This window comes from Flammeovirga pacifica (assembly GCF_000807855.2).
Taxonomy (GTDB): domain Bacteria; phylum Bacteroidota; class Bacteroidia; order Cytophagales; family Flammeovirgaceae; genus Flammeovirga; species Flammeovirga pacifica.
The window spans coordinates 2,847,479-2,872,250 of sequence record NZ_JRYR02000001.1 but is presented as its reverse complement, the minus strand read 5'-3'; the positions used below and the strand labels follow the sequence as shown (position 1 = coordinate 2,872,250).

Below are 24,772 nucleotides of genomic sequence, written 5' to 3'. Positions count from 1 at the left end.
CAAATTTCTTTTTCAATGTTCATCTAATGAAATGTTTTATTACAAAAGACAAACAACAGTAATATGACTATTAAATTTACTCTATTAGACATTTTTCCAAAATGGCTAAATTTATTGATCCCTCTTTTATTTGTTTCATTTTTATCAGAAGCACAAATTATAAAAGGGGTGGTGACTGACCTTCAAGGCGGTCCAATGCCAGGCGTTAATATTTTAATTAATAATTCCTCTTCAGGTACAACCACAGATTTTAATGGAGAGTATTCGATTCAAGTATCATCTCAAGAAGATAAGCTAGTCTTTAGATATTTGGGTATGGTTACTCAAGAGATAGTTGTGGGCACACAAACTAAAATTGATGTGACCATGGAGGAAGACATGCAAACATTAAGTGAACTTGTGGTTATTGGTTATGGTACACAAGATAAAAAAGACGTAACCGGTTCTGTATCTGTTGTAGGTGCAGAAGAAATGCAATCAAGACCTAACTCTCAAATGGGAGCCTTAATACAAGGTAAAGTAGCAGGTGTGCAAGTACAGGCGTCTTCTGGTAAACCTTCTCAGGGAATTTCAATGCGTATTCGTGGTACGAACTCTATTAATGCTTCTTCAGAACCATTATATGTTGTAGATGGCGTACCTACCACAGATACTAGATCATTAAGCCCATCAGATATCGAAAGTGTATCAGTATTAAAAGATGCTTCAGCTGCTGCTATTTATGGAGCACAGGGGGCAAATGGTGTTGTTTTAATTACGACTAAAAAAGGTACTTCTGATAAACCAACTGTTGCATTAGATGTGTATGGTGGTTTTTCTGAAGTATGGAATACTCAAGAAGTATTAAATGGTGAGCAATTCAGACAGTTAATGACTGATATGGGAACATCATTTAATGATTGGGGTAGTTATCAAGAAAGAACAGATTGGCAAAATGAGGTCTTCCAAAGAGGATTTACTCAAAATTATCAAATGTCCATCTCAGGAAAGTCAAAAAAGACCAACTACTATATTTCTGGTGGTTACACTGATGTTGAAGGAGCTGTTCGATCTGCAGAAATGCAAAGAGCTAACTTTAAGGTAAATTTAGATCAAGAAGTTTCTTCATGGTTAAAAGTAGGAACAAGAGTTAACTATACAGACTATAAAGATGTTGATGTTAACGATAATATCGGTGTAGATCGTGGTGGCGTTTTATTAGGAACACTCACAACACCTTCTATAATTGGTATTAGAAATCCTGATGGAAGCTTTACTACAAATCCTTTAGCGCAAGCATGGGAAAACCCATTAGCAAGTACAGATGGGATTGATAGAGGTTTTGCAAATAAGCGTTTCTTGGCTAATTTCTATGCCGAAGCAACAATTATTGAAGGTCTTAAATTCAAAACTAATTTAGGAATCGATCATAATTCGTCTCAATTTAGATCGTTTAAAGATCCATTTGAAACGGTAGATGGTAGAGCTAAAAAAGGTGTTTCTGTTTTTAATCAAGACAATAACCGTTACTTCATTTTTGATAACACCTTATCATACGATAAGCAAATAGGTAAGAGTAAGTTTAACTTATTAGCAGGATCAGTTATACAGAAATACCATTGGCAAAGTTCTAATATTGAAAGACAAGGTTTTGATTCTGATCAAATTTCTACACCTAATGCTGGTGCTAACATTATAGCATCATCTGCTTGGGCTTCAGAAAAAGCAAATGCTTCTTTTATTGGTCGTGTAAATTACGACTTTGATAATAAGTATCTTCTTACTGCAAATATTAGAATGGATGGATCATCAGTATTTGGTCCTCAAAAAAGATGGGGATTCTTCCCTTCGTTATCTGCTGGTTGGAGATTGTCTGAAGAAGATTTTCTTAAAAACGTAGATCAAATATCTGATTTGAAATTAAGAGCTGGTTGGGGTGTGGTTGGTAATGATAACATTGCTCCTTATTCTTATATGGCAAGAGTTTCTAAAGATGCTCCTTATCCGTTTACCGGAACAGCTACTCCGGGTTCATACCCTTCATCAGTAGAAAATCAAAAATTGAAATGGGAAGAGTCAGAACAATTTAATATTGGTTTCGATTTAGGTTTATTCGATGATAGAGTAGAGTTGACAGTAGATGCATATCATAAAGTAACGAATGATTTGTTATTTGATGCACCACTACCAAAATCTACAGGTTATAATTCAGCCATTCAAAATATTGGTTCTTTAGAAAATAAAGGTTTAGAGTTTAATTTAAACACGGTCAATATTGATAAAGCCGTTGAATGGACGACGAATTTCAACTTATCATTAAATAGAAATAAGGTTACTAATTTAGTGGGGCAAACAGTATTGGATGGTTATGTAGATGTCATCTCTAAAGATAATGCGATCATTATTGAAGAAGGGTTACCATTAGGTTCATTGTATGGATATGCTTTTGCAGGAGTGGATCCAGAAACAGGTAATTCTTATTACTTTACTCAAGATGGTGAGACAACTTTTGCTCCATCACCAGAAGACAGAAGAGTTATTGGAGATGCCAATCCAACATTTATTTACGGATTTACAAACAACATTTCTTATAAGAATTTCACTCTGAATATCTTCATCCAAGGTTCACATGGTAACCAAATGTTGAATGCTTCAAAAATTGTAACTACATCGATGTCTTCTCCTATGAATCAAACTACTGAAGTATTGAGAAGATGGCAAAAACCTGGTGATATCACTGATATTCCTCGTGTTCATCCTTTAGGAAGCGATCAAGCTGTAACAAACAATTTAATCTCAGATCGATTTATCGAAGATGCTTCTTATTTAAGATTAAAAGCATTGACATTTAGTTATAACGTACCTTCTACATTCTTACAGAAGTTACATTTAGGCTCTTGTAGATTGTATGCAACAGGCGAAAACCTTTTTACAATTACCAACTATTCTGGGTTTGATCCAGAAGTAAATTATAGAGGTGGAGATAATAGAGTGATGGGTATTGACTTTGGTACTTATCCTCAAACAAGAACATACATTTTCGGTCTTAACGTATCATTCTAATTCTTAGCGACATGAAAATTATTAAATATATAACACTTTGTGCAACACTACTATCATTTAGTGCTTGTGACAATTTCTTAGATTTAAAACCTATTTCTGACGAAACTGCTGATAATGCTTACACAAGAGCTACTCAAATAGAATCAGCTTTAGCAGGTACATATACTACTCTTCATTCAGATTTTTATGAATGGGATGTCATGTTATTCAATGATGTTCGATCAGATAATTTTTATTCTGGTGGAGATAATCCAGAAATTCATTCGGTAGATTTACTAACCATTACTGCTGTAAACAGTAAAGTAGATCAAGATTGGTCTTCACTATACAACGGTATTTTTAAAGCCAATAACGTCTTATATAGAGTTGATGGTGTGGTCGATTTAGATCCTGATCGTAAAGAAGAGATTATTGGAGAATCTAAATTTTTAAGAGCGTTATACTACTTCTCTTTAGTGAAATTATGGGGTCCTGTACCTTTAATTACTCAACCTACTTTATCTACAGCACCAGAGGATGTTAATATTCCAAGAAGTAGCGTAGAAGAAGTGTATGCTTTAATTGAGCAAGATTTAAAGGAAGCAGCGGCCGCATTACCTGATACATTTGATGGTTCTGAAGCAAAAACAAGAGCGACTAAAGGAGCTTGTTATGCACTTTTAGCTAAAGTTTATGCGCAAAGTAAACAATGGCAAAAGGTGGTTGAAGCTGTAAATGAAGTAGATAAAAGCAGTGCGTCTTATTCTCTTGTGAATGATTATAACTCATTATTTACTGGAGGTGCTTATGAGAATTCGGAGTGTATATTTATGCCAAATTACATTGGGGGTAACATTGGAAACTTTGCTCCTGCTATGATGCTTCCTCCATCTATCACCAATGATGATTGGAGAAAATTTGGTACGCCATCAGTAGATTTAGTAAATGCTTTTGATGCAGAAGGTGATGTAGTGAGAAAATCGGCAGCGATTTTATATGAAGATATTACTGCTTGGAGAGATCAATATTGGTCGAATGTAGGCGAGGGTTCTACTAATTTACCTTTTGCTTACAAATGGAGAAATCCTATGGCTTGGTCTAGTACAGATAGACAATATATTTTACGATATGCAGATATGCTACTTGTAAAGGCAGAAGCTTTAAATGAATTAAATGATATTAATGGAGCTGCAATTGAGGTAAATAAAGTACGAGCTAGAGTAGGTTTAAATCATCTTACATCAGACAAAATGACTTCTCAAGAAGTAATGAGAAATACCATTTTAAATGAGAGAAGATTAGAGTTTGCTCAAGAGGGTATGAGATGGGAAGATCTTCAACGTCATGGACAATTAGTCAATACTATGTCTAATTTGAAAGAGTTTGATAAAGATGCCAATGCATTTGTCAACTATGATATGAATCAGGATAAAATTCTTCTACCGATACCACAGGTAGAGATGAACAGAAATCCAAACTTAGAGCAAAACCCAGGTTACTAATCTTAACGACAGCAACAATGAAAAAAATTATATCAATTCTAGTAAGTATGATCCTTTTGGTAGGGTGTACTGAAAAAGAAAATATGCAGCCTGAGGGAAATTGGGATTTATCCGCACCTTCATTAATGGCACCTTCAGCTGGAGATAAAATTGATTTGATTCAAGAGTTTCCAGAAGAAACAATTGACTTTGAATGGACAGCAGCAATTAATTCCGCAGGTTATGATGTCACTTATCAAATAGTAGTGGTTTCAGATACTGCTTCAGATACGATGACTCCATTATTAAAAGTTTTATCTGATGATAATGGAAAAGCTTTAACAGGAAGTATCACTTATCAAGAACTAGATCAAGCTTTATCTGCACAATGTATTGCAGCAGGTTCAGAAGTGAATGTTAAAGTAGGTGTAGTGGCATCTTCTATGGAAAGACAAGTGGAAGACCTTGTAGAAATATCTGTAGTAAGGTTTAAAAATGAGGTTGTTCCAACACAGCTATTCATTACAGGTACTGCAACTGAAGCAGGAAATGATAGAGCGAATGCTATACCATTTAAACGTTTGCCAACTGCTGATGGATCAGCTTCTAATGTATTTGAAGTGTATACAAAACTATCGGTTGAAGGTACTTTCTTGTTCTTGGATAACAATACAGAAAATGCTGCTCATTACGGTTTGACGGATGAGAAAATCATGAAGTGCGGTAGTGAAATTACCGTTGATGAGGAAAAAGTTTACCGTGTAAAAGTAGATTTTGATAATGGCACTTATGAATTAAGAGATTTCTCTGAAATTGAATTATTCGGAGCACCTCCATCGGATTCAGGTGATTGGGTAGGTTTAGCATTTACTTATCAAGGATTAGGAGTATACTCTACAGTAGGTGAATTTAAACAAACAGGTAATTTCTTATTAAGAAAAACAAATACTTGGGAGAATATCTTTAAGCATGTCAATGGTACATCCAATAACATGATTCTTGAAGAAGACAAAGACGCTCAAGGTGTTGAAGTAGCAGATATGTACTTTGGAGATGCTACTGGAGAATATACAATTACAGTTGATTTATCAGCGACAGCATATACTTATACATTAGAGAAGACAATTGTACCACCAGTGGGTCCAGAAACATTGTTCTTTATTCCTTCTGTTGGAGATGCTGTAGAAATGATAAAAGACGGCAATAAATTCTCACTTCCTCAACATGTAGCATTGCAAGCTTCAGAAACGTTTAAGTTAAATTCTCAAGCGGATGGTCTTGGAACATACTACTCATTAAATGGAGCGATTGGTCAAACAGATCAACCTTCTGGAGACAATGTAATGGGTGATGTAGAGTTAGTAGAAGGAGAATCTGATATTACAATTGCAATAGATCAAGCGTATCAATTAACAGTTGATTTTGATAATTCTCAAGTAAAATGGCAATTCTACAATCTTAAAATGTTCCATTGGTCAGATTGGGATGCTAGAGAAGAAATTTCGATGACTTATCAACATCCATTCACTTATGTGATTAATGGAGCAAGCTTAACAGCAGGTAATGATTCTAAATTTATTTCGCCTTGGGACCTTGAATTTGGTGCTTACACTGCACCAGAATCTACCGATGATATTACTGCTATGGCTGGTACAACAACTAACAAAGCAAAAGTCGATACAGATGAAACGAAGACCGTTGAAAACTTCAAATTCATTACTGTTGATGGTACTTACAATGTAGAGTTAGTTCTTCAACCAAACCTTGTGCATGGTAACTATACAATCACACAATAATTTAATAAAAACTCTACCTCTATTTCTATAGGGGTAGGGTTATCAATTCAAGAAATATGGTTAGGTTTAAAATGAATACGATTCTTAGTTTTATAGTCTCAGCTTTTATTCTTGGTTCTAGTTGTACCGAAGAAAATAAAGCAGTAGCTCCTCCTCCTCCAGTTGTAGGACCTGATAACCCTGAAAATATTACAGTAGTTGTGACTACTAAATCCGATGTTTCTAATCAAAAAAATGTCGGATTAAAAACAATTGAAGATGCTGTTTCTTCAGGTACGGAAGAAAATATATCTACGTTAAGAATAGATCAAAACCAAGTATACCAAGAAATGGATGGTTTTGGTTTTACCTTAACAGGAGGTAGTGCAGCACATCTTATGGGGATGTCTCAAAGTAAAAGAACAGCCCTTTTAACAGAACTTTTTGGTACAGATAGTAATGAAAATCAATTAGGTATTTCTTTCCTTAGATTAAGTATTGCAGCATCTGATTTAGATGCAAAGGCTTTCTCTTATGCTATGACTAAAGGAAGTGACGACAACCTTCTAAGTAATTTTTCTATTCAAGAGGATATGAAAAATTTAGTACCTGTACTTAAAGAAATAATTGCCATTCAACCTACAATTAAATTCTTAAGTACTCCATGGTCTCCCCCAACATGGATGAAATCGAATAATAGTGCTATCGGAGGTCAATTGTTAGTAAAATATTATGAAGCTTATGCTGATTATTTTATTAAATATATTGATGCATATCAAAAAGAAGGAATTGATATTTATGCTATCACGATTCAGAACGAACCTCTTCATCCTGGAAACGAACCAAGTATGTTGATGCATGCCAATGAAATGGCAGATTTCATTGCACAACAATTAGGACCTAAGTTAAAAGCAGCAGGTATTACCACTAAAATTATCACTTACGATCATAATGCAGATAAACCTGAATACCCCATTGAAATTATTCAATCTGCAGCCAACGAATTTATTTCAGGAAGTGCTTTTCACCTTTATGGAGGTGATATCTCTGCATTGTCTCAAGTAAAAGCTGCTGACGTATCAAAAGACATCTATTTTACAGAACAATGGGTTGATTCTGAAGATGGTGATTTTGGAAACACTTTGATGTGGCATTTTGAGAATATTATTATTGGTTCGACAAGAAATTGGGCCAAAGGAGTGATGGAATGGAATTTAACATCCAATAGTTCTTTGACGCCTAGAACGCCAGGAGGGTGCACAAGATGTTTAGGTGGTTTAACGGTTGATGCTGATGATGTTAACAGAAATGTAGCTTATTATATTATAGGTCATGCTTCTAAATATGTACCAGTAGGATCAGTAAGAATAAAAACAAATCAATTAGGAAATTTACCCAATGTAGCTTTCCTAACACCTGAGGGAAAGATTGTGACACTTATTATGAATAATGCAGAGACCGGAACAAAAGTTAATCTAAACTTTAAAAATACCGAAGAGAGTTATACAGTATCTTTACCAGGTAATGCTGTCGCAACTATTATTCACACTAAACCAATGAGTTAAATGAAAAAAATACTTATAAATACATTACTAGCCACAAGCTTCATGATGGGTTGTACACCTAGTCAGCAATTAACTTCTGTAAAAGAAAATAAACAGGAGATGGCAGTTCCTAATTCTGTATCCGTGTTTACTACGGCCAAAGATACTGAGTTACGTTTATCTAATACAGGTAATTATAGTTTGAGTAATAGTAAACAACCTACAGAAGGAAATGTGTCTTTATTTATTAATCCTGATAAACAATATCAAAGATTACTAGGTATAGGCGGTGCTATTACGGATGCCTCTTCTGAAGTGTTTTATAAATTATCAAAAGATAAGCAAGAGGAATTATTGAATGCTTATTATGGTGAAGACGGGATAGATTACACACTTTTAAGAACATCAATCCATAGTAGTGATTTTGGTTCAGAAAGCTATACTTATATCGATGAAGGTGATAAAGAGTTGGCTACATTTAATATTGATCATGATAGAAAGTGGAAGCTACCAATGATTAAAAGTGCTATTAAAAAAGCTGATAAATCATTACAGTTTTATGCCTCTCCTTGGTCTCCTCCTGCCTTCATGAAAGGTAAAAAAGATATGTTGAAAGGTGGTAAATTACAACCTGAGTTTTATCAATCTTGGGCAAATTATTATGTAAAATTTATTGAAGCATATGAAGCCGAAGGTGTAGCTGTTTGGGGTGTAACCATCCAAAACGAACCTATGGCAGTACAAACTTGGGAATCTTGTGTGTATACTGCAGAAGAGGAAAGAGATTTCTTGAAAAATTATCTTGGGCCAACTTTTGAAAAACAAGGTTTGTCTGATAAGAATATAGTGGTTTGGGATCACAATAGAGATCTAATAGTAAATAGAGCAAATACCATTTTTGGTGATCCAGAAGCTGCAAAATATGCATGGGGTATCGGGTTTCATTGGTATGAGAACTGGACAGGAAGTGAGCCAATGTTTGACAATCTGTCTAAAGTAAAAGAAAATTTTCCATCTAAAAATTTACTATTTACGGAAGGGTGTAATGAAAAATTTGATGCAAAAAAGTATCAATATTGGCCCAATGCAGAACGTTATGGTAAGTCTATGGTAAATGATTTTAATAGAGGTACTGTTGGTTGGACCGATTGGAATATTCTATTAGATCAAAATGGAGGACCTAATCATGTGGGTAACTTTTGTTTTTCTCCAATACATGCAGACTTGTCAACGAATGAGTTGATTTATACTCCATCTTATTATTACATCGGTCACTTTTCTAAATTTATTAGACCTGAGGCTGTAAGAGTGAGTACAGCAGTTAGTTATGATTTTATTGAAGCAACATCATTTATCAACACAGATGGTAGATTGGTTACTGTAGTGTTAAACACTTCAGATGATGCTCATGATTATACTGTGTATTTGAAAGGTCAAATGACAAAATTAAATATTCCTGCTAGAGGTATTCAAACTCTTGTATTCGGTATAAAATAAATATAATTGATTCATCATATTGATATAAAAAAAGCCCCCAAAATTGAAATATATCCATTTTTAGGGGCTTTTTATATCATTAAATTATTCACCAGAGTTCGATGAAAATAGATTTTACTAAACTCTGATGATTATTTACTTTTTTCTATTTTAAAAGGTCTGTATGGCTTAACCACTTCACTTTTACTGATTAGAAAATTGTTTACACTTACGATAACAATTAGAAAAACGACACCGATAATTAATTTTTTCATGATAGATTTATTCGAATGATTATTAAAAGATATATATTTGGTAACGATGTTTCTTTTTGGTGGGTTGGTTAAGTTAACATACGTTTGATTTTTTAATGCATTTAATAAATGGGAAGAGGGATGAAAGTTGAATTATTGTATCAGTACAAACTAGAGAATTACAATAGAGTAACTTTTTAATATGAATAACAGTATAACTAATAACCAGAAACTTATTCACATTAAATACTCAAAAAATTAGAAAATGATGAAACTAACTAAATTTTTACTCTGTTTATTCACAATATTATGTTGGTCAACCTTAAGTTATTCACAATTACCTAGTGATATGAATTTAGAAAAGGGAGAAATCGCTATTGGCGGATATGATCCTGTGAGTTACTTTTTAGATTCTCCCGAAGAAGGAGACAAACATATATCAGTTATACACAAAGGTGTGCATTATTATTTTGCATCCCATAAAAATAGAGAAACGTTTAAAGAAAATCCTGATAAGTACATACCAGCTTATGGAGGTTGGTGTGCTTACGCGATGGGAGCGAAAGGAGAAAAAGTAGAGGTAAATTATGAAACTTATAAGATCCAGAATGGTCGATTAATGCTTTACTACAATAAGTTTTTTACCAATACTCTAGAAGATTGGAACAAAGAAGGAGCAGATAGACTGGAGGAAGCAGCTGATAGAAATTGGAAGAAATTATTAATAGAATAAAAAATAAGGGCAACTCAATAGAGTTGCCCTTTTTGTATATATGTTTACCTGAATTGGTATGTTAGTATGTGCTTTTTATAGCGGCAACTTCATTGATACGCTGCTGCGCGATATCAATGGCAACTTCTTGAGCATTTTTGCCTGTGGCTTGAGATTGATCAAAAACTTTTAATGTTTGGTCGTAAACAAATTCGCATTTATTCCAAGACCAATCTTTTGTTGTTTTAATCACTTCAGCATATACATTGATTACCCCACCTGAGTTAATCAAAAAGTCTGGAGCATAAAGGATGCCTTTAGATTTAGCCAAATCGCCATGTACTTTTTCATCAGCTAATTGATTGTTAGCACAACCAGCAATGATAGAACATTTTAATTTAGATAAAGTCTCATCATTTACCGTTGCACCTAACGCACAAGGTGAATAGATGTCTACATCTAAATCGTAGATTTCGTCTAAACCAACTCCTTTAATACCATATTTATTTACAACATCTTTTACTCTATCTTCATAGTAATCAGATACGTAAATTTCACATCCTTCTTTTTTCAAATGTTGAATGATGTATTCTCCTACGTGACCTGCACCCTGTATAGATACTTTTTTACCTTCTAAACTATCCGACCCGAATTGCTTCTTTGCAGCAGCTTTCATACCCATATAAGTTGTGTAGGCTGTAAAAGGTGATGGATCTCCCAAACCACCTCTCGTTTCTGGCATACCACTTACATGTGAAGTTTCTGCAGCAATATGTTCCATATCAGAAGCATTCATTCCAACGTCTTCTGCAGTAATATATTTTCCATTTAGGTTTTTCAAGAAACGTCCATAAGCTCTTAACATGCCTTCAGACTTGTGCTTTCTTGCATCTCCGATAATTACTGCTTTTCCACCGCCAAGATTTAAACCGGCGATAGAGTTTTTAAAGGTCATACCTCTTGAGAGACGAAGTGCGTCATAAGTTGCCTGCGCCTCATTTTCGTACATCCACATTCTAGTGCCTCCTAAAGCAGGTCCTAAAACAGTATTATGAATAGCGATAATGGCTTTTAATCCTGTTGATTTTTCGTGGCAGTAAACTACTTGCTCGTGTCCCATAGAAGAGACTTCTTCAAAAACTGAGATATCTTCCATTTATATTAATGTATTGTATATGTTTATTGCTAATACTTTATGATTGATGTTGGCAAGTTACATTTTCTAACTTGTATTGCAATAGGACGTGTAAGTGCTTAAATTTTAAATTATTACCAAATATTATATCTATTGGTCGATAATTTTAAATTATTACAAATATTTATAGGGGTATTATATGAATAATTCAGAATTATATTCTGAAAATGATAAAATCAATTTTTTTTTCAAAAAATGATTTTAATTACGATTTCTAATAAGACTTTTTTGTGAATAGAATGTTATAAAATTATTTATTGATATGATTTCAAGTAGATCATTCTATAAAATTTAAACAATAGGTATATTTTTAAACTTCTTAAGTGTGATATCGAAAGTTTTTGCTGATATTATTCATAACTTTGGGATTGGTTTTATACCTACCTAAGGTGATGACTCATTTCACCCAAAATAGGTGAAGATAAATTGATAAGGCAAAATTTCATCCTTAACTCATTAATCAGTGGATAAAGAAAAAAATTCGGGGCAAATATTTGATAGAGAAGTCCTATCAAGAATGATGATTTTTGTTAGACCTCACATGAAAGCCTTTGTTTTTCTAGTGTTTCTAACCATTTCATTAGGTGTATTAGCTCCCTCTAGACCCTACCTCATTCAGTATACCATCGATAATTTTATTGTCGAAAATGATATGCCAGGCTTAAACAAAATGATTGTGATACTTATTGCAGTTCAATTATTACAAGCTTTGGTGCAATTCTGTCATACTTATTTGTCAGGTTGGTTAGGTCAACATATCGTAAAAGATATGCGAGTACAGTTATATGAACATATTCTTAAGTTAAAACTTAAGTTTTACGATAATACTCCAATAGGACGTTTGGTAACACGCGCAGTATCAGATATTGAAACACTTTCAGAGGTATTTGCCAATGGCGTAGCAGCTATGTTGGGAGATATACTTCAATTAATTTTCATTCTTTTGGTCATGTTGTATACAGATTGGCGCTTAACGTTAATAAGTTTATCTGTATTGCCATTACTTTTATTCTCAACTTACGTTTTCAAAGAAAAAATAAAAGTAGCCTTTAACGATGTTAGAAATGCAGTTTCTAACCTAAATACCTTTGTTCAGGAACACATTACAGGGATGAATGTGGTGCAACTTTTCTCTGCAGAAAAAAGAGAACAAGATGAATTCCAAAAGATCAACAAAGAGCATAGAAATGCAAATATCAGTACGGTACTTTATTATTCTATTTATTACCCGGTTGCTGAAGTAATTGCTGCTTCAGGAACAGGTCTTTTAGTATGGTGGGGAGCACACAGTGTTTTAGACGGCTATGCTACTTTAGGTACGTTGATCGCTTTCATTATGTATATCAACTTATTCTTCAGACCTATTCGAATGATTGCCGATAGATTCAATACGCTTCAAATGGGAATTGTTTCTTCTGATAGGATTCTTAAATTATTAGATGATAAAGATTTCATCAGTAATGATGGAACATATACCACTGATTCGATTAAGGGTGATGTAGAATTTAAAGATGTTTGGTTTGCTTATAAAGAAGACGATTATGTTCTTAAGAACATCAATTTTAAAGTAAACCATGGAGAGACGGTGGCTTTAGTAGGGGCAACAGGTGCAGGGAAATCATCTATCATTAATTTGATCTCAAGATTTTACGAAATCAACAAAGGGAACATTTATGTGAATAATAGAGATGTGAAAGACTATGATCTACATAATTTAAGAAAGCATGTAGGTGTTGTACTTCAGGATGTGTTTCTTTTCTCTTCATCCATACGAGATAATGTTACTTTAGGTGATAAATCAATCACTGACGAGCAGATTATGAATGCAGCCGAGTTAATTGGAGCAAAATCGTTTATAGAAAAGTTACCAGGTAAATTAGATTATAAAGTAATGGAAAGAGGGGCTACATTAAGTGTAGGTCAAAGGCAGTTACTTTCATTTGTAAGAACAATGGTCTATGATCCTGAAATTATCATTCTAGATGAAGCCACTTCTTCTGTAGATTCAGAGACAGAAGCACTAATACAAGGTGCAATTAATTCGATGATGAAAGGACGAACGAGCATTGCTATTGCTCATAGATTAGCCACTATTAGAAATGCAGACAACATCATTGTTTTAGATAAAGGTGAAATAAAAGAAGCTGGTTCTCACGACGAATTACTTCAAAAAGAAGGCTTTTATGCTAAACTTTATCAAATGCAATACAAAGAAGTAGAGGGGATTAATTGATATTAGAAAATTATAAGTACCTTTGCAGTGCGTAACAAACAATAAATAGTACACCATGGAATTGAATGCAATTTTATTATTCGGTATGCCTGGAGGTTTGGAATGGGTAATCATTGGCTTGGTAGTTTTATTACTATTCGGAGCGAAGCGTATTCCTGAATTAGCTCGTGGTCTTGGTTCTGGCATCAGAGAATTTAAAGATGCTAAAAATCAAATCTCAGAAGAGTTAGAGAAAGGCATTAAAGAAGAGGAGAAGAAGAAAGAGGAAAAGTAATTTAACCTTGTTATCCTTGATATATTTTTAATGAAATCTATTTTTCATTAAATTATTCACAATAAAACGAAAAGAAGTTTATCTTTGTCATTATACATAGATAAACTTTTTTTATTTTGGTCCCTTCAAGTTGAAGATCAAAAAATTATTGTGTGCAATAACTAAGAACAAACTTCTGTGCAATTCACACACTTAATTTCTAATTATACTGAGAATATGTACAAATCATTTGATGAAATAAAGGCAGCACTTTCCAATGGAGCAACTTCTTGTGTTACTCTTGTAGAAAATTATTTGGCAAGAATTGAGGAGAAAAAGCATCTAAATGTTTGGAATGAGGTATATGCTGATGAAGCGATCGCTCAAGCTAAAAAAGTTGATGAAAAGCTTAAAAATGGTACTGCAGGTCGTTTAGCAGGTATGGTTGTTGGATTGAAAGATGTGATTGCATTTAAAGATCACGGCCTACAAGCATCATCAAAAATTTTAGATAAATATATTTCTCCATTTTCAGCAACAGCTACAGATAGGCTTCTTGATGAAGACGCTATCATAATTGGTAGACAAAGCTGTGATGAGTTTGCCATGGGGTCATCCAATGAAAACTCAGCTTTTGGAGTAGTTAAAAATAATATTGACGAAACGCGTGTGCCGGGTGGTTCTTCTGGAGCATCTGCCGTAGCAGTTTCTGATCAACACTGTTTAGTATCTTTAGGTTCTGATACAGGAGGTTCTGTAAGACAGCCAGCTGCGTTTACAGGCACTGTTGGTTTAAAACCTACTTATTCAAGAATTTCGCGATGGGGCTTAATTGCTTATGCTTCTTCTTTTGATACTATAGGTATTATATCACATAATGTTCCTGATGCTGCTCTAGTTTTAGAAATTATTGCAGGTCAAGACGAGCAAGATGCTACAGTTTCTCAACAGCCAGTGCCTGCGTATTCTACTACTGTAGATGATCAGCCTAAAGAGAAATTAAAGATTGCTTACATCAAAGAAACAGTAGAAAGTGAGCATTTAAATCAAGAAATTAGTCAGAAAACATTTGATAAGATCAATGCTTTAAAAGCAGAAGGTCATCAGGTGGAGGGTATTGAATTTCCTCTTTTAGACTATTTGTTGCCTACCTACTATATCTTAACAACAGCAGAAGCAAGTACAAACTTGGAACGCTTTGATGGGGTAAGGTATGGTTACAGAACAGATCAACCTAAAGATTTGGAAGCACTTTACAAGAAATCAAGATCAGAAGGTTTTGGAGATGAAGTGAAGAGAAGAATTATGTTAGGAACGTTTGTTTTATCTGCTTCTTATTATGATGCTTATTTTTCAAAAGCTCAAAAAGTAAGAAGATTGATCAAAGAAACGACAGAAAAGATCTTATCGGAATACGATTTTATTTTAATGCCTACCACATCCACTCCTTCTTTTAAAATAGGGGAGTATGGCGAAAATAATTTATTAGAATTGTACTTAGGAGATTTATATACAGTGCATGCTTCATTAGCAGGTTTGCCAGCAATATCAATTCCTAATGGAGAAGATAAAGAAGGTTTAACTATTGGTCTACAAGTAATGGCAAATAGGTTTGAAGAAGAAAAAATGTTAGCATTTTCGAATTACCTATCAAAATTATAATTAAACTATAGTATCATTATAATTGGACTTTCATCTTAGGAGAAAGGAATATATTGAAGATGTAAAACTAATTCTTAGAAGAAGTTTTACATCTTTTTTATTTCATAGATAAAAAATCATACTTTTTGATGAACTATATTCTTAAATCCTAATTCTTAATTCATTTTCATCTTATATTTGTTGATAGCATAAGTTCGTAATAAGTTATTTTATTTGAAAATCAATTTCTTAATAGAATAAGTATCTTCGATCTTAAGTAATAACCTTGTGATTTGATATGTCGATTCATTTTTATTAATCAGAATTCTACTTATTTAAATGATGATCTAATCACAAAACTGTTTTATCCCCTAATTATTTAACCGAGAATGCAGTTCAATAAATCATCCGCATTTATTTCTATTTTTATCTTTTTAATTTCTAGTACAATCGTTTTTTCTCAAAACGAAATAGAAGAGACTAGAATGACTTGGAAAGATAGTATTTATACCGTAGCTCTTCCTGAAGGTTACCTTTTGCCATCTGACACATTAGAAATTGTGGAAGCGGCACCTTATGCACCTTGGTTTGAAAATTTTGAAGATTTTGATACCACATCTGCAATACTTTTAGATGTTACTGATCAAACTTATGATTATGTACCTAATGTAACAGATAGTTTAGTGAAAGAACGTCTTAAGGAATTAGAAGACGTGATTCCTTTAGAATATCATGAGCGTGTACGTTTGTTTATAGATTATTTTGCCGTAAGAAATCGTGATTACACATTGGGGATAATGCAACGACAAAATATCTACTTTCCAATGTTTGAAAGAATATTTGAAGAAGAAGGCGTACCTACTGAATTAAAATATTTATCGGTGATAGAGTCAGCTTTAAAACCTGTTGCTTTATCTAGAGTTGGTGCCAAAGGTTTATGGCAATTTATGCCAAGAACGGGTCGTGCTTATGGGTTAAAACAAAGTTATCAGATTGATGATAGAATGGACCCTGAAAAGGCAACAAGGGCAGCAGCAAGATATTTAAAGTTCTTACACAATTATCATGGAGATTGGGAATTAGCCATTGCAGCCTACAACTGTGGACCTGGTAATATTAGAAAAGCACAAAGAAGATCTGGTAAGAAAAAATTCTGGGATATTTATAAAAAACTACCTAGAGAAACAAGGTCTTATTTACCTCAATATGTAGCTATGGCGTATGTTTTAACGTATGCTGATGAGTACAATTTGGTGCAAGATTTACCAATGTATGAAATCCCTTCTGAAGATATCTTTGTTAGTCAATCTGTAGATTTAAATAAGTTGGCTGATGAGTTGAATGTTTGCCATGATGATTTATCTCTTTTGAATCCATCGTTAAGGTTTGGTTTTGCTCCCAATTATGTAAAAAACTTTAGAATTAAGATTCCAGAAGCAAGGTTCAATTATTATTTAGAGCATCAAGATGAAATCTTATCCAATATAAAATATACTGGTAAAGGGGCTAGTATAAGTGATGGATACTACTATCATTATGTAAGAAGTGGAGAGTCTTTAGGTGTGATAGCTAGAAAAAATAGAGTGTCTATTACTAATATCAAGTCATGGAATAACTTGAGAAATAACACTATTTACCCAGGACAGAAGTTGAAGATTTATGGAAATGTATATAGTCCGGGGCCTTCAACCGTATCATCATCTAGTTCTTCAAAGAAGAGAACTTCTGCAACTACTACCTCAACGGCATCTAAAACAAGTGGAGCAAGCATCTACCATACGGTAAGAAGTGGGGAGACTTTGGGAACTATTGCTAAAAGATATAGAGTATACGTATCAGATATTAAAAGGCTGAATAAAATAAAAGGATCAACTATTTATAAAGGTCAAAAGTTATTGATTAAAGAAGGAAAGTATAAGGCTCCTGAAGCATCTTCTTCGAGTACTTCAAAAACAACCTCACAACCTACAACTGTATCATCTTCGAAAGATAACCTAGTGTACCACACTGTAAGAAGTGGTGAAACTTTAGGAGGAATTGCTGAACAGTATAACACATCTGCTTCAAATTTAAGGAGATGGAACGGTATGAGCGGCTCTACTATTTACAAAGGACAAAAATTAAAAGTTTACAGTTCTCAAAAAGTAGCTGCCCCTACTACTTCTAAGGCTTCATCAAAAAAATCTACAACACCGGCAAAAAATAATTCTCCTACTTACGGACCTTCTTCTAAAACGAGATCACATAAAGTGAAATCTGGAGAAAATCTAGTTGAAATTGCTAAGATGTATAGAGTGTATGTAAACGATATTAAGAAAGTAAATAATATGAAAACTTCTACTATTCAGGCAGGTCAGGTTTTAACCATCCCACCTTCGCCGAATAGTGTGCTTAATGAGCAGAAGAAATCATCGAAAAGTAGTTCGCCTCAATATTACACTGTAAAAAGTGGAGATACTTTATGGAGTATTTCTCAGAAATCTGGAGTGTCAGTTTCAGAAATCAAGCAGTTAAATGGTCTGAAAAGTAATAATTTGAAGGTAGGACAGCAATTAAAAATAAAATCTTAAGCATCTTTAAATACTCAATTCTAATTTTCCTTGTAAATTGCATCTTCAAATTTTGAAACAACAGGAAAATGGCAGATATAAAAACAAATCTTATTGAAGAATTGCAGTGGCGCGGTATGCTGCATGATATCATGCCAGGTACTGAAGATCAATTGAACAAAGAGATGACAACTGCTTATGTAGGTTTTGACCCAACAGCAGATTCTCTTCACATTGGTCATATGGTATCTGTTATGTTGCTTAGACATTTACAAAAGGCAGGGCACAAGCCATTAGCTATTGTAGGTGGAGCAACAGGTATGATTGGCGATCCTTCTTTTAAAGCTGCAGAAAGACAACTTTTGGATGATGATTCTATCCAAAAGAACATTGCAGGAATGAAGGGACAATTGGAAAAATTCTTAGACTTCGATTGCGGAGATAATTCAGCTGAGATCTTGAACAATTATGATTGGTTCAAAGAGTTTAGCTTTATCGATTTTGCAAGAGAAGCAGGGAAACACTTGACTGTAAATTATATGATGAGTAAAGAATCTGTGAAGAAGCGTTTAGCTGACGGATCAGGTATCTCATTCACAGAGTTTACTTATCAATTGTTACAAGGATGGGATTTTTATCATCTGTACAAAGAGAAAAACTGTCGTTTACAATTTGGAGGTTCAGACCAGTGGGGTAATATCGTTACAGGTACTGAATTAATTCGTCGTAAAGCTCAAGGAACGGCTTATGCTGCTACTTGTCCTTTAATTACAAAGGCTGACGGAACTAAATTTGGTAAAACGGAAAGTGGTGCTGTTTGGTTAGATCCAGAAAAAACTTCTCCTTACCAATTCTATCAATTCTGGTTAAATGTTGGAGATGATGATGCTAAGAAATACATCAAGATCTTTACATTTATCGAAAAAGAAGAGATCGATCAATTGATTGCAGAGCATGATGAGGCTCCTCATACACGTATTCTTCAAAAGCGATTAGCAGAAGAAGTAACACGTGCTGTACACGGACAAAAAGAATTAGACACGGCAATCGCTGCATCAAATATTTTGTTTGGTAAGAATGTTACAGATCAGCTGAAATCTTTAGATGAGCGTACATTATTACAAGTATTTGAAGGAGTAACACAATCTGAAATCACAAAAGCGGATTTAGAAGGAATGGCAGAAATTGCCGATTTATTATCAGCAGGTACTGATAATCAATTATTCTCTTCTAAAGGTGAAGCAAAAAGAATGATTAAAGGTGGAGGTATTTCTATCAACAAAGCTAAATTACAAGGTAGCGAGTTACCAAAAGATTTAGAGTTGTTGCAAGACAAATATATCTTAGCTCAAAAAGGAAAGAAAAATTACTGTTTGATTAAAGTAGTTTAATTTCTATTTATAGATAAAAAAGGCGTTGAATGTAATATTCAACGCCTTTTTATGTATAAAAAAACTTCTGACGATTATACTTTTATTTTGACCAATCCTCGTAAGATACTTGATCTTCTAAATAAGATCTTAAGTAAATTATTCTAGGAGAATCTGTAACAATAGATGCTTTGTATAACGCTAATTGAGCATCTTGAAAATTATCTGCTCTATAAGCGTTTACAGCCTGATTGTAATATTGTAAACCAGCTAAATCTTTTAAGCTTAGGTTTTCACTTAAATTCATTCCATATTCCTTATATAACAATGAATTTTCTAATCTACTTTGATACTTATTTATTCTTTCATCAATATCATTCTGATTAATCACATAGCCATAAACATCTGTAGATTCTATAAGTGTTCTACCTTGATGTGCATCATTTAATAAAATATACACATGGCTGTTTAATTGTTTAATCTGAAAGTCATAACCTAACTCATCAAAAATATGAGCATATAACAATGTTGCTGTTAAACAATCATATGTTCCAGTGTTAATCATTTCAGAGAATGAACTACACTCTGCGTAATTTTTTAAAAACTTGTTTCTAGTTTTTGTGAATATTTTTTTGACAATTGATTTGTTGGTCTTGTCTTTTTGTTCTTGCCAATAGTTTACCCAATCCTGAACATCTTGTTTCATGGATGTAAACTCTTTAGCATTAATTTTTTCGGTAGGAGAAAAATATAAGTTGAAATGATCTGTATTCCATGCTTTATCAATTTGATTTAGAGAATAATACTCTAGCATAGAAGAGGATTGATTTTTTGCAAGCGTTATTTCATGATCTTGTGCATACACCTCTGACTTTCCTAAAAAAGAAAGTGAAATTATAAGGGGTAATATGACGGCAATAAATTTCATGAATAATACTTTCGCAATGTTTTCTTATCTAATATACGAATATTATTCACATTGAGTTAACATTAGGTTAACCTAAAGACGACATATGTAGGTTTTATTATTAAAATGATGTTAATAATAAATAAAATTCAAATCAGTATGTGAATTTAATGTTACATGAAATGTTTTTGCATAAAAAAAAGTAGAGAAACTAATTCCTCTACTTTTGTATTGAGACAATTCTTATTGATTTAGAAATCGTAAAGTCTTTGTCCGATATTCCATCTAACAGCGGCACCAATATAATTTTCAGACTGATTGTAAGCCGCATTGTCATCACTGCTTAACTTTCTGTAAGTAGCTCTTAAATCCACAAAAATATTATGGAATGGAGTGTAAGTCAAAACAGCATCAAGATACATGGTAGTGACTTTATCTCCTTGTAAAAGTTTATTGTCAAAAGAATCAGGAGCTCCAGGTGCCGTGTTATAATTGACAAAAATATCATGACCGTAATTCACTAAGATATTTCCGTTTTCATCGTAGGTATTAAATCCTTGTTCTCTATAAATACCTTTAATTACGGTTGATAATTTTGGTAAGAAGTTCGGTCTATATCTAAGAATACCAATTAGCTCATAAAAGTTAGCACCATTAGGATGGGCTAGTTCTTGGTAATAATGGGCTTGATTACCATATAAATTACTTTTTGGTCCGGTCGTTTCCTTATGGGAGTAGGTGTAAGGGTCGACGACATTCATTTCCCCTTGTAGATCTAGATTACTGAGACCAAATGCATCAATGTATTTCGCACCAAGTTGATATGCGAATTTATTACCATAAAAGCCTTTTCCTAAGTTTCCAACACTTAAGTCATCCACCATGATTTGTCCATAAAGTTGAACCTTACCCCAAATATTATATTTCGCATCAAAACCTATTTGAACGTTATCAGCATCTCCTAATCCATGTTCTAAAGCTCTGTAGAAGATGATAGGGTTCATGTAAGAGATATCAAATGAATTATTTCCTAGAGAATCATGTCTACTAAATAATACCTGCTCAAACAATCCAATATTTAAGTTTTTAGTAATATTCCATCCTAAGTGATGCATAGCCATATATTTCTTAGGCAAAGCAGTAAAAGGCATTTCAGCGACATTACTCGCATTCATCTGAGCGAAAATATTGGTATATTCTAAGTGCCATACTCTCGTATTTAATTTTAAGTAAGTATAGTCGTTGGCATGAGTAGATAAAAACATTGAACGATAGCCATTACCAATAAAGTTTCTTCCTCTACCAAATTCAGCTTGAATGTATTTATCGACTAATTGGAAGTTGATATATCCTTGAGCATTGAAAAAGTCGTAAGTACCATTTCCATTGTCTTTATACCATTGCTGTCCTGGAATGGTATTGTTATGTGATTTTGAGTATTGCTGAGCGTAAAATGGTAATCTTTCTTGATTATCACTTGCTTGCATATAGAATCCTACTTTACCTGCAATTGAACCATAAATAACAGCACCTCTTTGATTAATAAATGGTCTTGAAGTATTTAGGTTATCATCGCCTGCACTAAACAAAAGCAATGGGTTAACATGAACCTCAAAGTCTTTTTCATTGACATTAGCGAAGTCAATTTTACTTCTGTATAAATATTTAAGGAAAGGTTTTTTTACTTCAGCAATTGTAGAATCGCTCATGTATTGCCAATTATCTAAGGCAAGGTAAGAAAGCTGGTATTTATCTGATTCAGATAATGAACCGTCGTAAGTTGAATCAAAAGATTCTACAAATTTGGCAATATCTTGGCGACTGTATGGTTTTATGTTCGTAAAGATGTTACCAAAATCTTTTTGTTTTATCTCGTATCTATCAATTAAATGATAATATTCCGGGTCATAAGGTACAGTGGCTGATTGTGCTAAAATATTATGAATTGGAGTGATAATAAATAATATGCACAGAAGACGAATAACGGTAGTAAAAAATTGATTCATCGTTTAAGTTTTTGATTCTTTTAATCAAAGTAAAAATTTCTAAAAAATCTTTAAAATAGGATCAAATAACTTGCCAATAAAAGGATGTGCTTGATTGGTAACCTTAAGCGATTTCTTTTCTGTTTTTTTGGAATAAGTTTATGAAATATTCTTTACACATATAACCGATCTCCTTTATTTCTTTGTGTATTCTAACTTGAGCGTATTCTCGAAATTCATTTTCAGTGTAAAAACCTGTGGTATCAAGATAAAAGATTGAAGGTATTTTTTTCCAATCTTGATCATAGTGTACGATGTTTCTATGTTTTAGTAGTTTTTCAATATTAATAAAAGGGTAATTCATTCTATTATGATAATCAATGATTTTTCCCTTATTGAAATAAAATGTTTTCTTTAAATTTTTTTCAAGAATTTCTGCTTCTACTAGATTTAATGTTTTAGAATTATGTTGGATAAGTACCTGTTCGATCACCTTCTTAGACGATTTAAAGAACATCAAGTTTTCGTCATCATCATTTAAAACAATCATTTCTGTGTTAGGGGTATGTAATTTATTTAGAAATCGAGTGATATGACCATATAAGTGTTGAATACTACCTATTGTCCAATAATCATATTCTAATAGATAATTTTGTTTCTGTTTACCTAGGTATTGTATTAAATCTTGTAGGTTATGAAAATCAATTGTGATTAACTCTACGTTATCGGGTGTTTCGATATTAATATTAAAATTACATAGTAACAGAGCGTCAACATGCTTTTGATGGGATAATTGTTCTAGGAATAGTGATAAATAAGCTGGTAAAGAATCAATAATAGGTACTATTATGGTTGTTTTAACACAATTCATAATTATTTATTTTAATGAGATGAATAGTTGTATTAATTAATACGTTAATAAATGTAAAAAGGTTGACTTTTAAGATGTTGTGGAATCAATAGATAGTATTATTTATAGATTTATAATAGCTTAATTTACTAAATATCAAAGATATTTTATAGAACTAAAACATAGAAAAGTATAATTATGGAAATAAAAAAACACCTAAGATTACTTAGGTGTTTTGTATATGAATCCTTTTAAAGGAATTACTTTTCTCTTCTAATCATACCGGCAGCAACCGTTTGGTGCGTTGCTTCGTCAACTAGGATAATTGAACCTGTAACACGGTTAGACTTGTACGGATCACTCATGATAGGCTTAGTAGTTCTAATTTTAACTCTCGCAATATCATTCATGGCTAAAGATTTATCACCTTCAATACGACTAAGTGTATTGATATTCATTTTATACTGAATATCTTTTATCATACATCTAGCCTCATTTGTCGTGTGCATAATAATGTATTTTGCTCTTGGTCTTGGAGGTTGATCATCCATCCAGCAAAGCATTACATCTAAATCTTGAGTTTGTTGAGGTTGGTTATTTGGTCTTACCAACATATCACCTCTTGAGATATCAATATCATCTTCCAAAGTGATAGTTACCGACTGAGGAGGGAAAGCTTCTTCCACTTTTTCTTCTCCTAAGTAGATGTCCTTCACTTTTGATGTAAACCCAGAAGGAAGTGCAATAATATCATCTCCTTTTCTGAAAACACCTGATGAAATACGACCTGCATAACCACGGAAATCATGGAATGCATCAGAATGAGGTCTGATAATCGTTTGTACAGCAAAACGAGGATCGATGTAATTATTATCACTAGAAATATAAATAGTCTCTAAAGTGTGTAATAAAGTTTCTCCATCATACCAAGGTGTTTGCTCAGAACGGTGAACAACGTTATCTCCTTTTAAAGCAGAGATAGGTACAAAACGGATATCCTTAAGATTCAATTTTGCTGCAAACTCTTTAAAGTCTGCTTGAATTTGTTCGAATTTTTCTTCGCTATAGTCTACTAAATCCATTTTGTTCACACAAACTATCATGTGAGGGATTTGAAGTAAAGAGGCGATAATAGCATGACGGTGAGTTTGTTCTACTAAACCATTACGAGCATCGACTAAGATCAATGCAAGGTTGGCAGTAGATGCACCTGTAACCATATTTCTTGTATACTGAATATGACCAGGAGTATCAGCAATGATAAACTTACGTCTTGGTGTAGCAAAATATCTGTAAGCCACATCAATAGTAATACCTTGCTCACGTTCTGCCCTTAGACCATCTGTAAGTAAAGATAGGTCTACGTGTTCTAAACCTTTTCTTTTTGAAGTTTCAGATACTTGTTCTAACTGATCTTCAAAGATAGATTTCGAATCATATAATAAACGTCCAATCAATGTACTTTTACCGTCATCGACAGAACCTGCTGTTGTAAATCTTAAAATTTCCACGTTGATGATAATTGT

At 33.3% G+C, this 24,772-nt stretch carries 16 protein-coding genes; 11 read left to right on the top strand and 5 right to left on the bottom strand.

Annotated features, from left to right (window positions below):
* The first annotated feature begins 63 nt into the window (after window positions 1–63).
* The 6 genes from NH26_RS11150 (at window position 64) to NH26_RS11125 (ending at window position 10,284) form a co-directional block, all read left to right on the top strand.
* On the top strand, window positions 64–3,042 hold the full coding sequence (locus tag NH26_RS11150) for a SusC/RagA family TonB-linked outer membrane protein (protein WP_044223009.1): 2,979 nt from the start codon (window positions 64–66) through the stop codon (window positions 3,040–3,042).
* A gap of 11 nt (window positions 3,043–3,053) precedes the next feature.
* Window positions 3,054–4,523, top strand: coding sequence for a RagB/SusD family nutrient uptake outer membrane protein (locus NH26_RS11145; protein ID WP_044223006.1), 1,470 nt, complete (start codon window positions 3,054–3,056; stop codon window positions 4,521–4,523).
* A gap of 17 nt (window positions 4,524–4,540) precedes the next feature.
* Window positions 4,541–6,298: a SusE domain-containing protein gene (locus tag NH26_RS11140; RefSeq protein WP_044223002.1), complete on the top strand. Its 1,758-nt coding sequence runs from the start codon at window positions 4,541–4,543 to the stop codon at window positions 6,296–6,298.
* 71 nt (window positions 6,299–6,369) lie between these two features.
* Entirely contained in the window at window positions 6,370–7,842 is a 1,473-nt protein-coding gene (locus NH26_RS11135; RefSeq protein ID WP_044223189.1) for a glycoside hydrolase family 30 protein, read from the top strand.
* Window positions 7,843–9,318, top strand: a complete 1,476-nt coding sequence (locus NH26_RS11130) for a glycoside hydrolase family 30 protein (RefSeq protein WP_044222999.1) — start codon at window positions 7,843–7,845, stop codon at window positions 9,316–9,318. It begins immediately after the preceding gene.
* A gap of 582 nt (window positions 9,319–9,900) precedes the next feature.
* On the top strand, window positions 9,901–10,284 hold the full coding sequence (locus tag NH26_RS11125) for a YHS domain-containing (seleno)protein (RefSeq protein ID WP_052431985.1): 384 nt from the start codon (window positions 9,901–9,903) through the stop codon (window positions 10,282–10,284).
* 61 nt (window positions 10,285–10,345) lie between these two features.
* Here the strand turns inward: NH26_RS11125 and NH26_RS11120 are convergent, their stop codons facing one another.
* A complete protein-coding gene (locus NH26_RS11120) occupies window positions 10,346–11,419 on the bottom strand; it encodes a Glu/Leu/Phe/Val family dehydrogenase (RefSeq protein ID WP_044222993.1) in 1,074 nt (357 codons plus the stop codon).
* A 502-nt stretch (window positions 11,420–11,921) separates the two neighbouring features.
* On the opposite strand from NH26_RS11120, the gene NH26_RS11115 reads away from it, so the two are divergent.
* The 5 genes from NH26_RS11115 to tyrS all read left to right on the top strand — a co-directional run bounded on the left by NH26_RS11115 (window position 11,922) and on the right by tyrS (window position 19,525).
* Complete coding sequence (locus NH26_RS11115; protein ID WP_044222991.1) at window positions 11,922–13,691, top strand: ABC transporter ATP-binding protein; 1,770 nt, start codon at window positions 11,922–11,924, stop codon at window positions 13,689–13,691.
* Window positions 13,692–13,752: 61 nt separating this feature from the next.
* Complete coding sequence (locus NH26_RS11110) at window positions 13,753–13,965, top strand: Sec-independent protein translocase subunit TatA/TatB (protein WP_044223187.1); 213 nt, start codon at window positions 13,753–13,755, stop codon at window positions 13,963–13,965.
* A 216-nt stretch (window positions 13,966–14,181) separates the two neighbouring features.
* Window positions 14,182–15,606, top strand: coding sequence for an Asp-tRNA(Asn)/Glu-tRNA(Gln) amidotransferase subunit GatA (gene gatA, locus NH26_RS11105; RefSeq protein ID WP_044222988.1), 1,425 nt, complete (start codon window positions 14,182–14,184; stop codon window positions 15,604–15,606).
* 368 nt (window positions 15,607–15,974) lie between these two features.
* Window positions 15,975–18,155 carry a LysM peptidoglycan-binding domain-containing protein gene (locus NH26_RS11100; protein ID WP_052431984.1) on the top strand — a complete coding sequence of 727 codons (2,181 nt, stop codon included), beginning with the start codon at window positions 15,975–15,977 and terminating at the stop codon, window positions 18,153–18,155.
* 68 nt (window positions 18,156–18,223) lie between these two features.
* Window positions 18,224–19,525, top strand: coding sequence for a tyrosine--tRNA ligase (gene tyrS, locus NH26_RS11095; protein WP_044222986.1), 1,302 nt, complete (start codon window positions 18,224–18,226; stop codon window positions 19,523–19,525).
* Window positions 19,526–19,607: 82 nt separating this feature from the next.
* Here the strand turns inward: tyrS and NH26_RS11090 are convergent, their stop codons facing one another.
* The 4 genes from NH26_RS11090 to NH26_RS11075 all read right to left on the bottom strand — a co-directional run bounded on the left by NH26_RS11090 (window position 19,608) and on the right by NH26_RS11075 (window position 24,763).
* Window positions 19,608–20,432: a hypothetical protein gene (locus NH26_RS11090; protein ID WP_044222982.1), complete on the bottom strand. Its 825-nt coding sequence runs from the start codon at window positions 20,430–20,432 to the stop codon at window positions 19,608–19,610.
* A gap of 230 nt (window positions 20,433–20,662) precedes the next feature.
* The gene (locus tag NH26_RS11085; RefSeq protein ID WP_052431983.1) at window positions 20,663–22,417 is read right to left on the bottom strand and encodes a hypothetical protein; all 1,755 of its coding nucleotides are present in this window, start codon (window positions 22,415–22,417) and stop codon (window positions 20,663–20,665) included.
* Window positions 22,418–22,520: 103 nt separating this feature from the next.
* On the bottom strand, window positions 22,521–23,267 hold the full coding sequence (locus NH26_RS11080; RefSeq protein WP_044222980.1) for a DUF6625 family protein: 747 nt from the start codon (window positions 23,265–23,267) through the stop codon (window positions 22,521–22,523).
* A gap of 239 nt (window positions 23,268–23,506) precedes the next feature.
* Window positions 23,507–24,763, bottom strand: a complete 1,257-nt coding sequence (locus tag NH26_RS11075; protein WP_394331097.1) for a sulfate adenylyltransferase subunit 1 — start codon at window positions 24,761–24,763, stop codon at window positions 23,507–23,509.
* Window positions 24,764–24,772 lie beyond the last annotated feature (9 nt).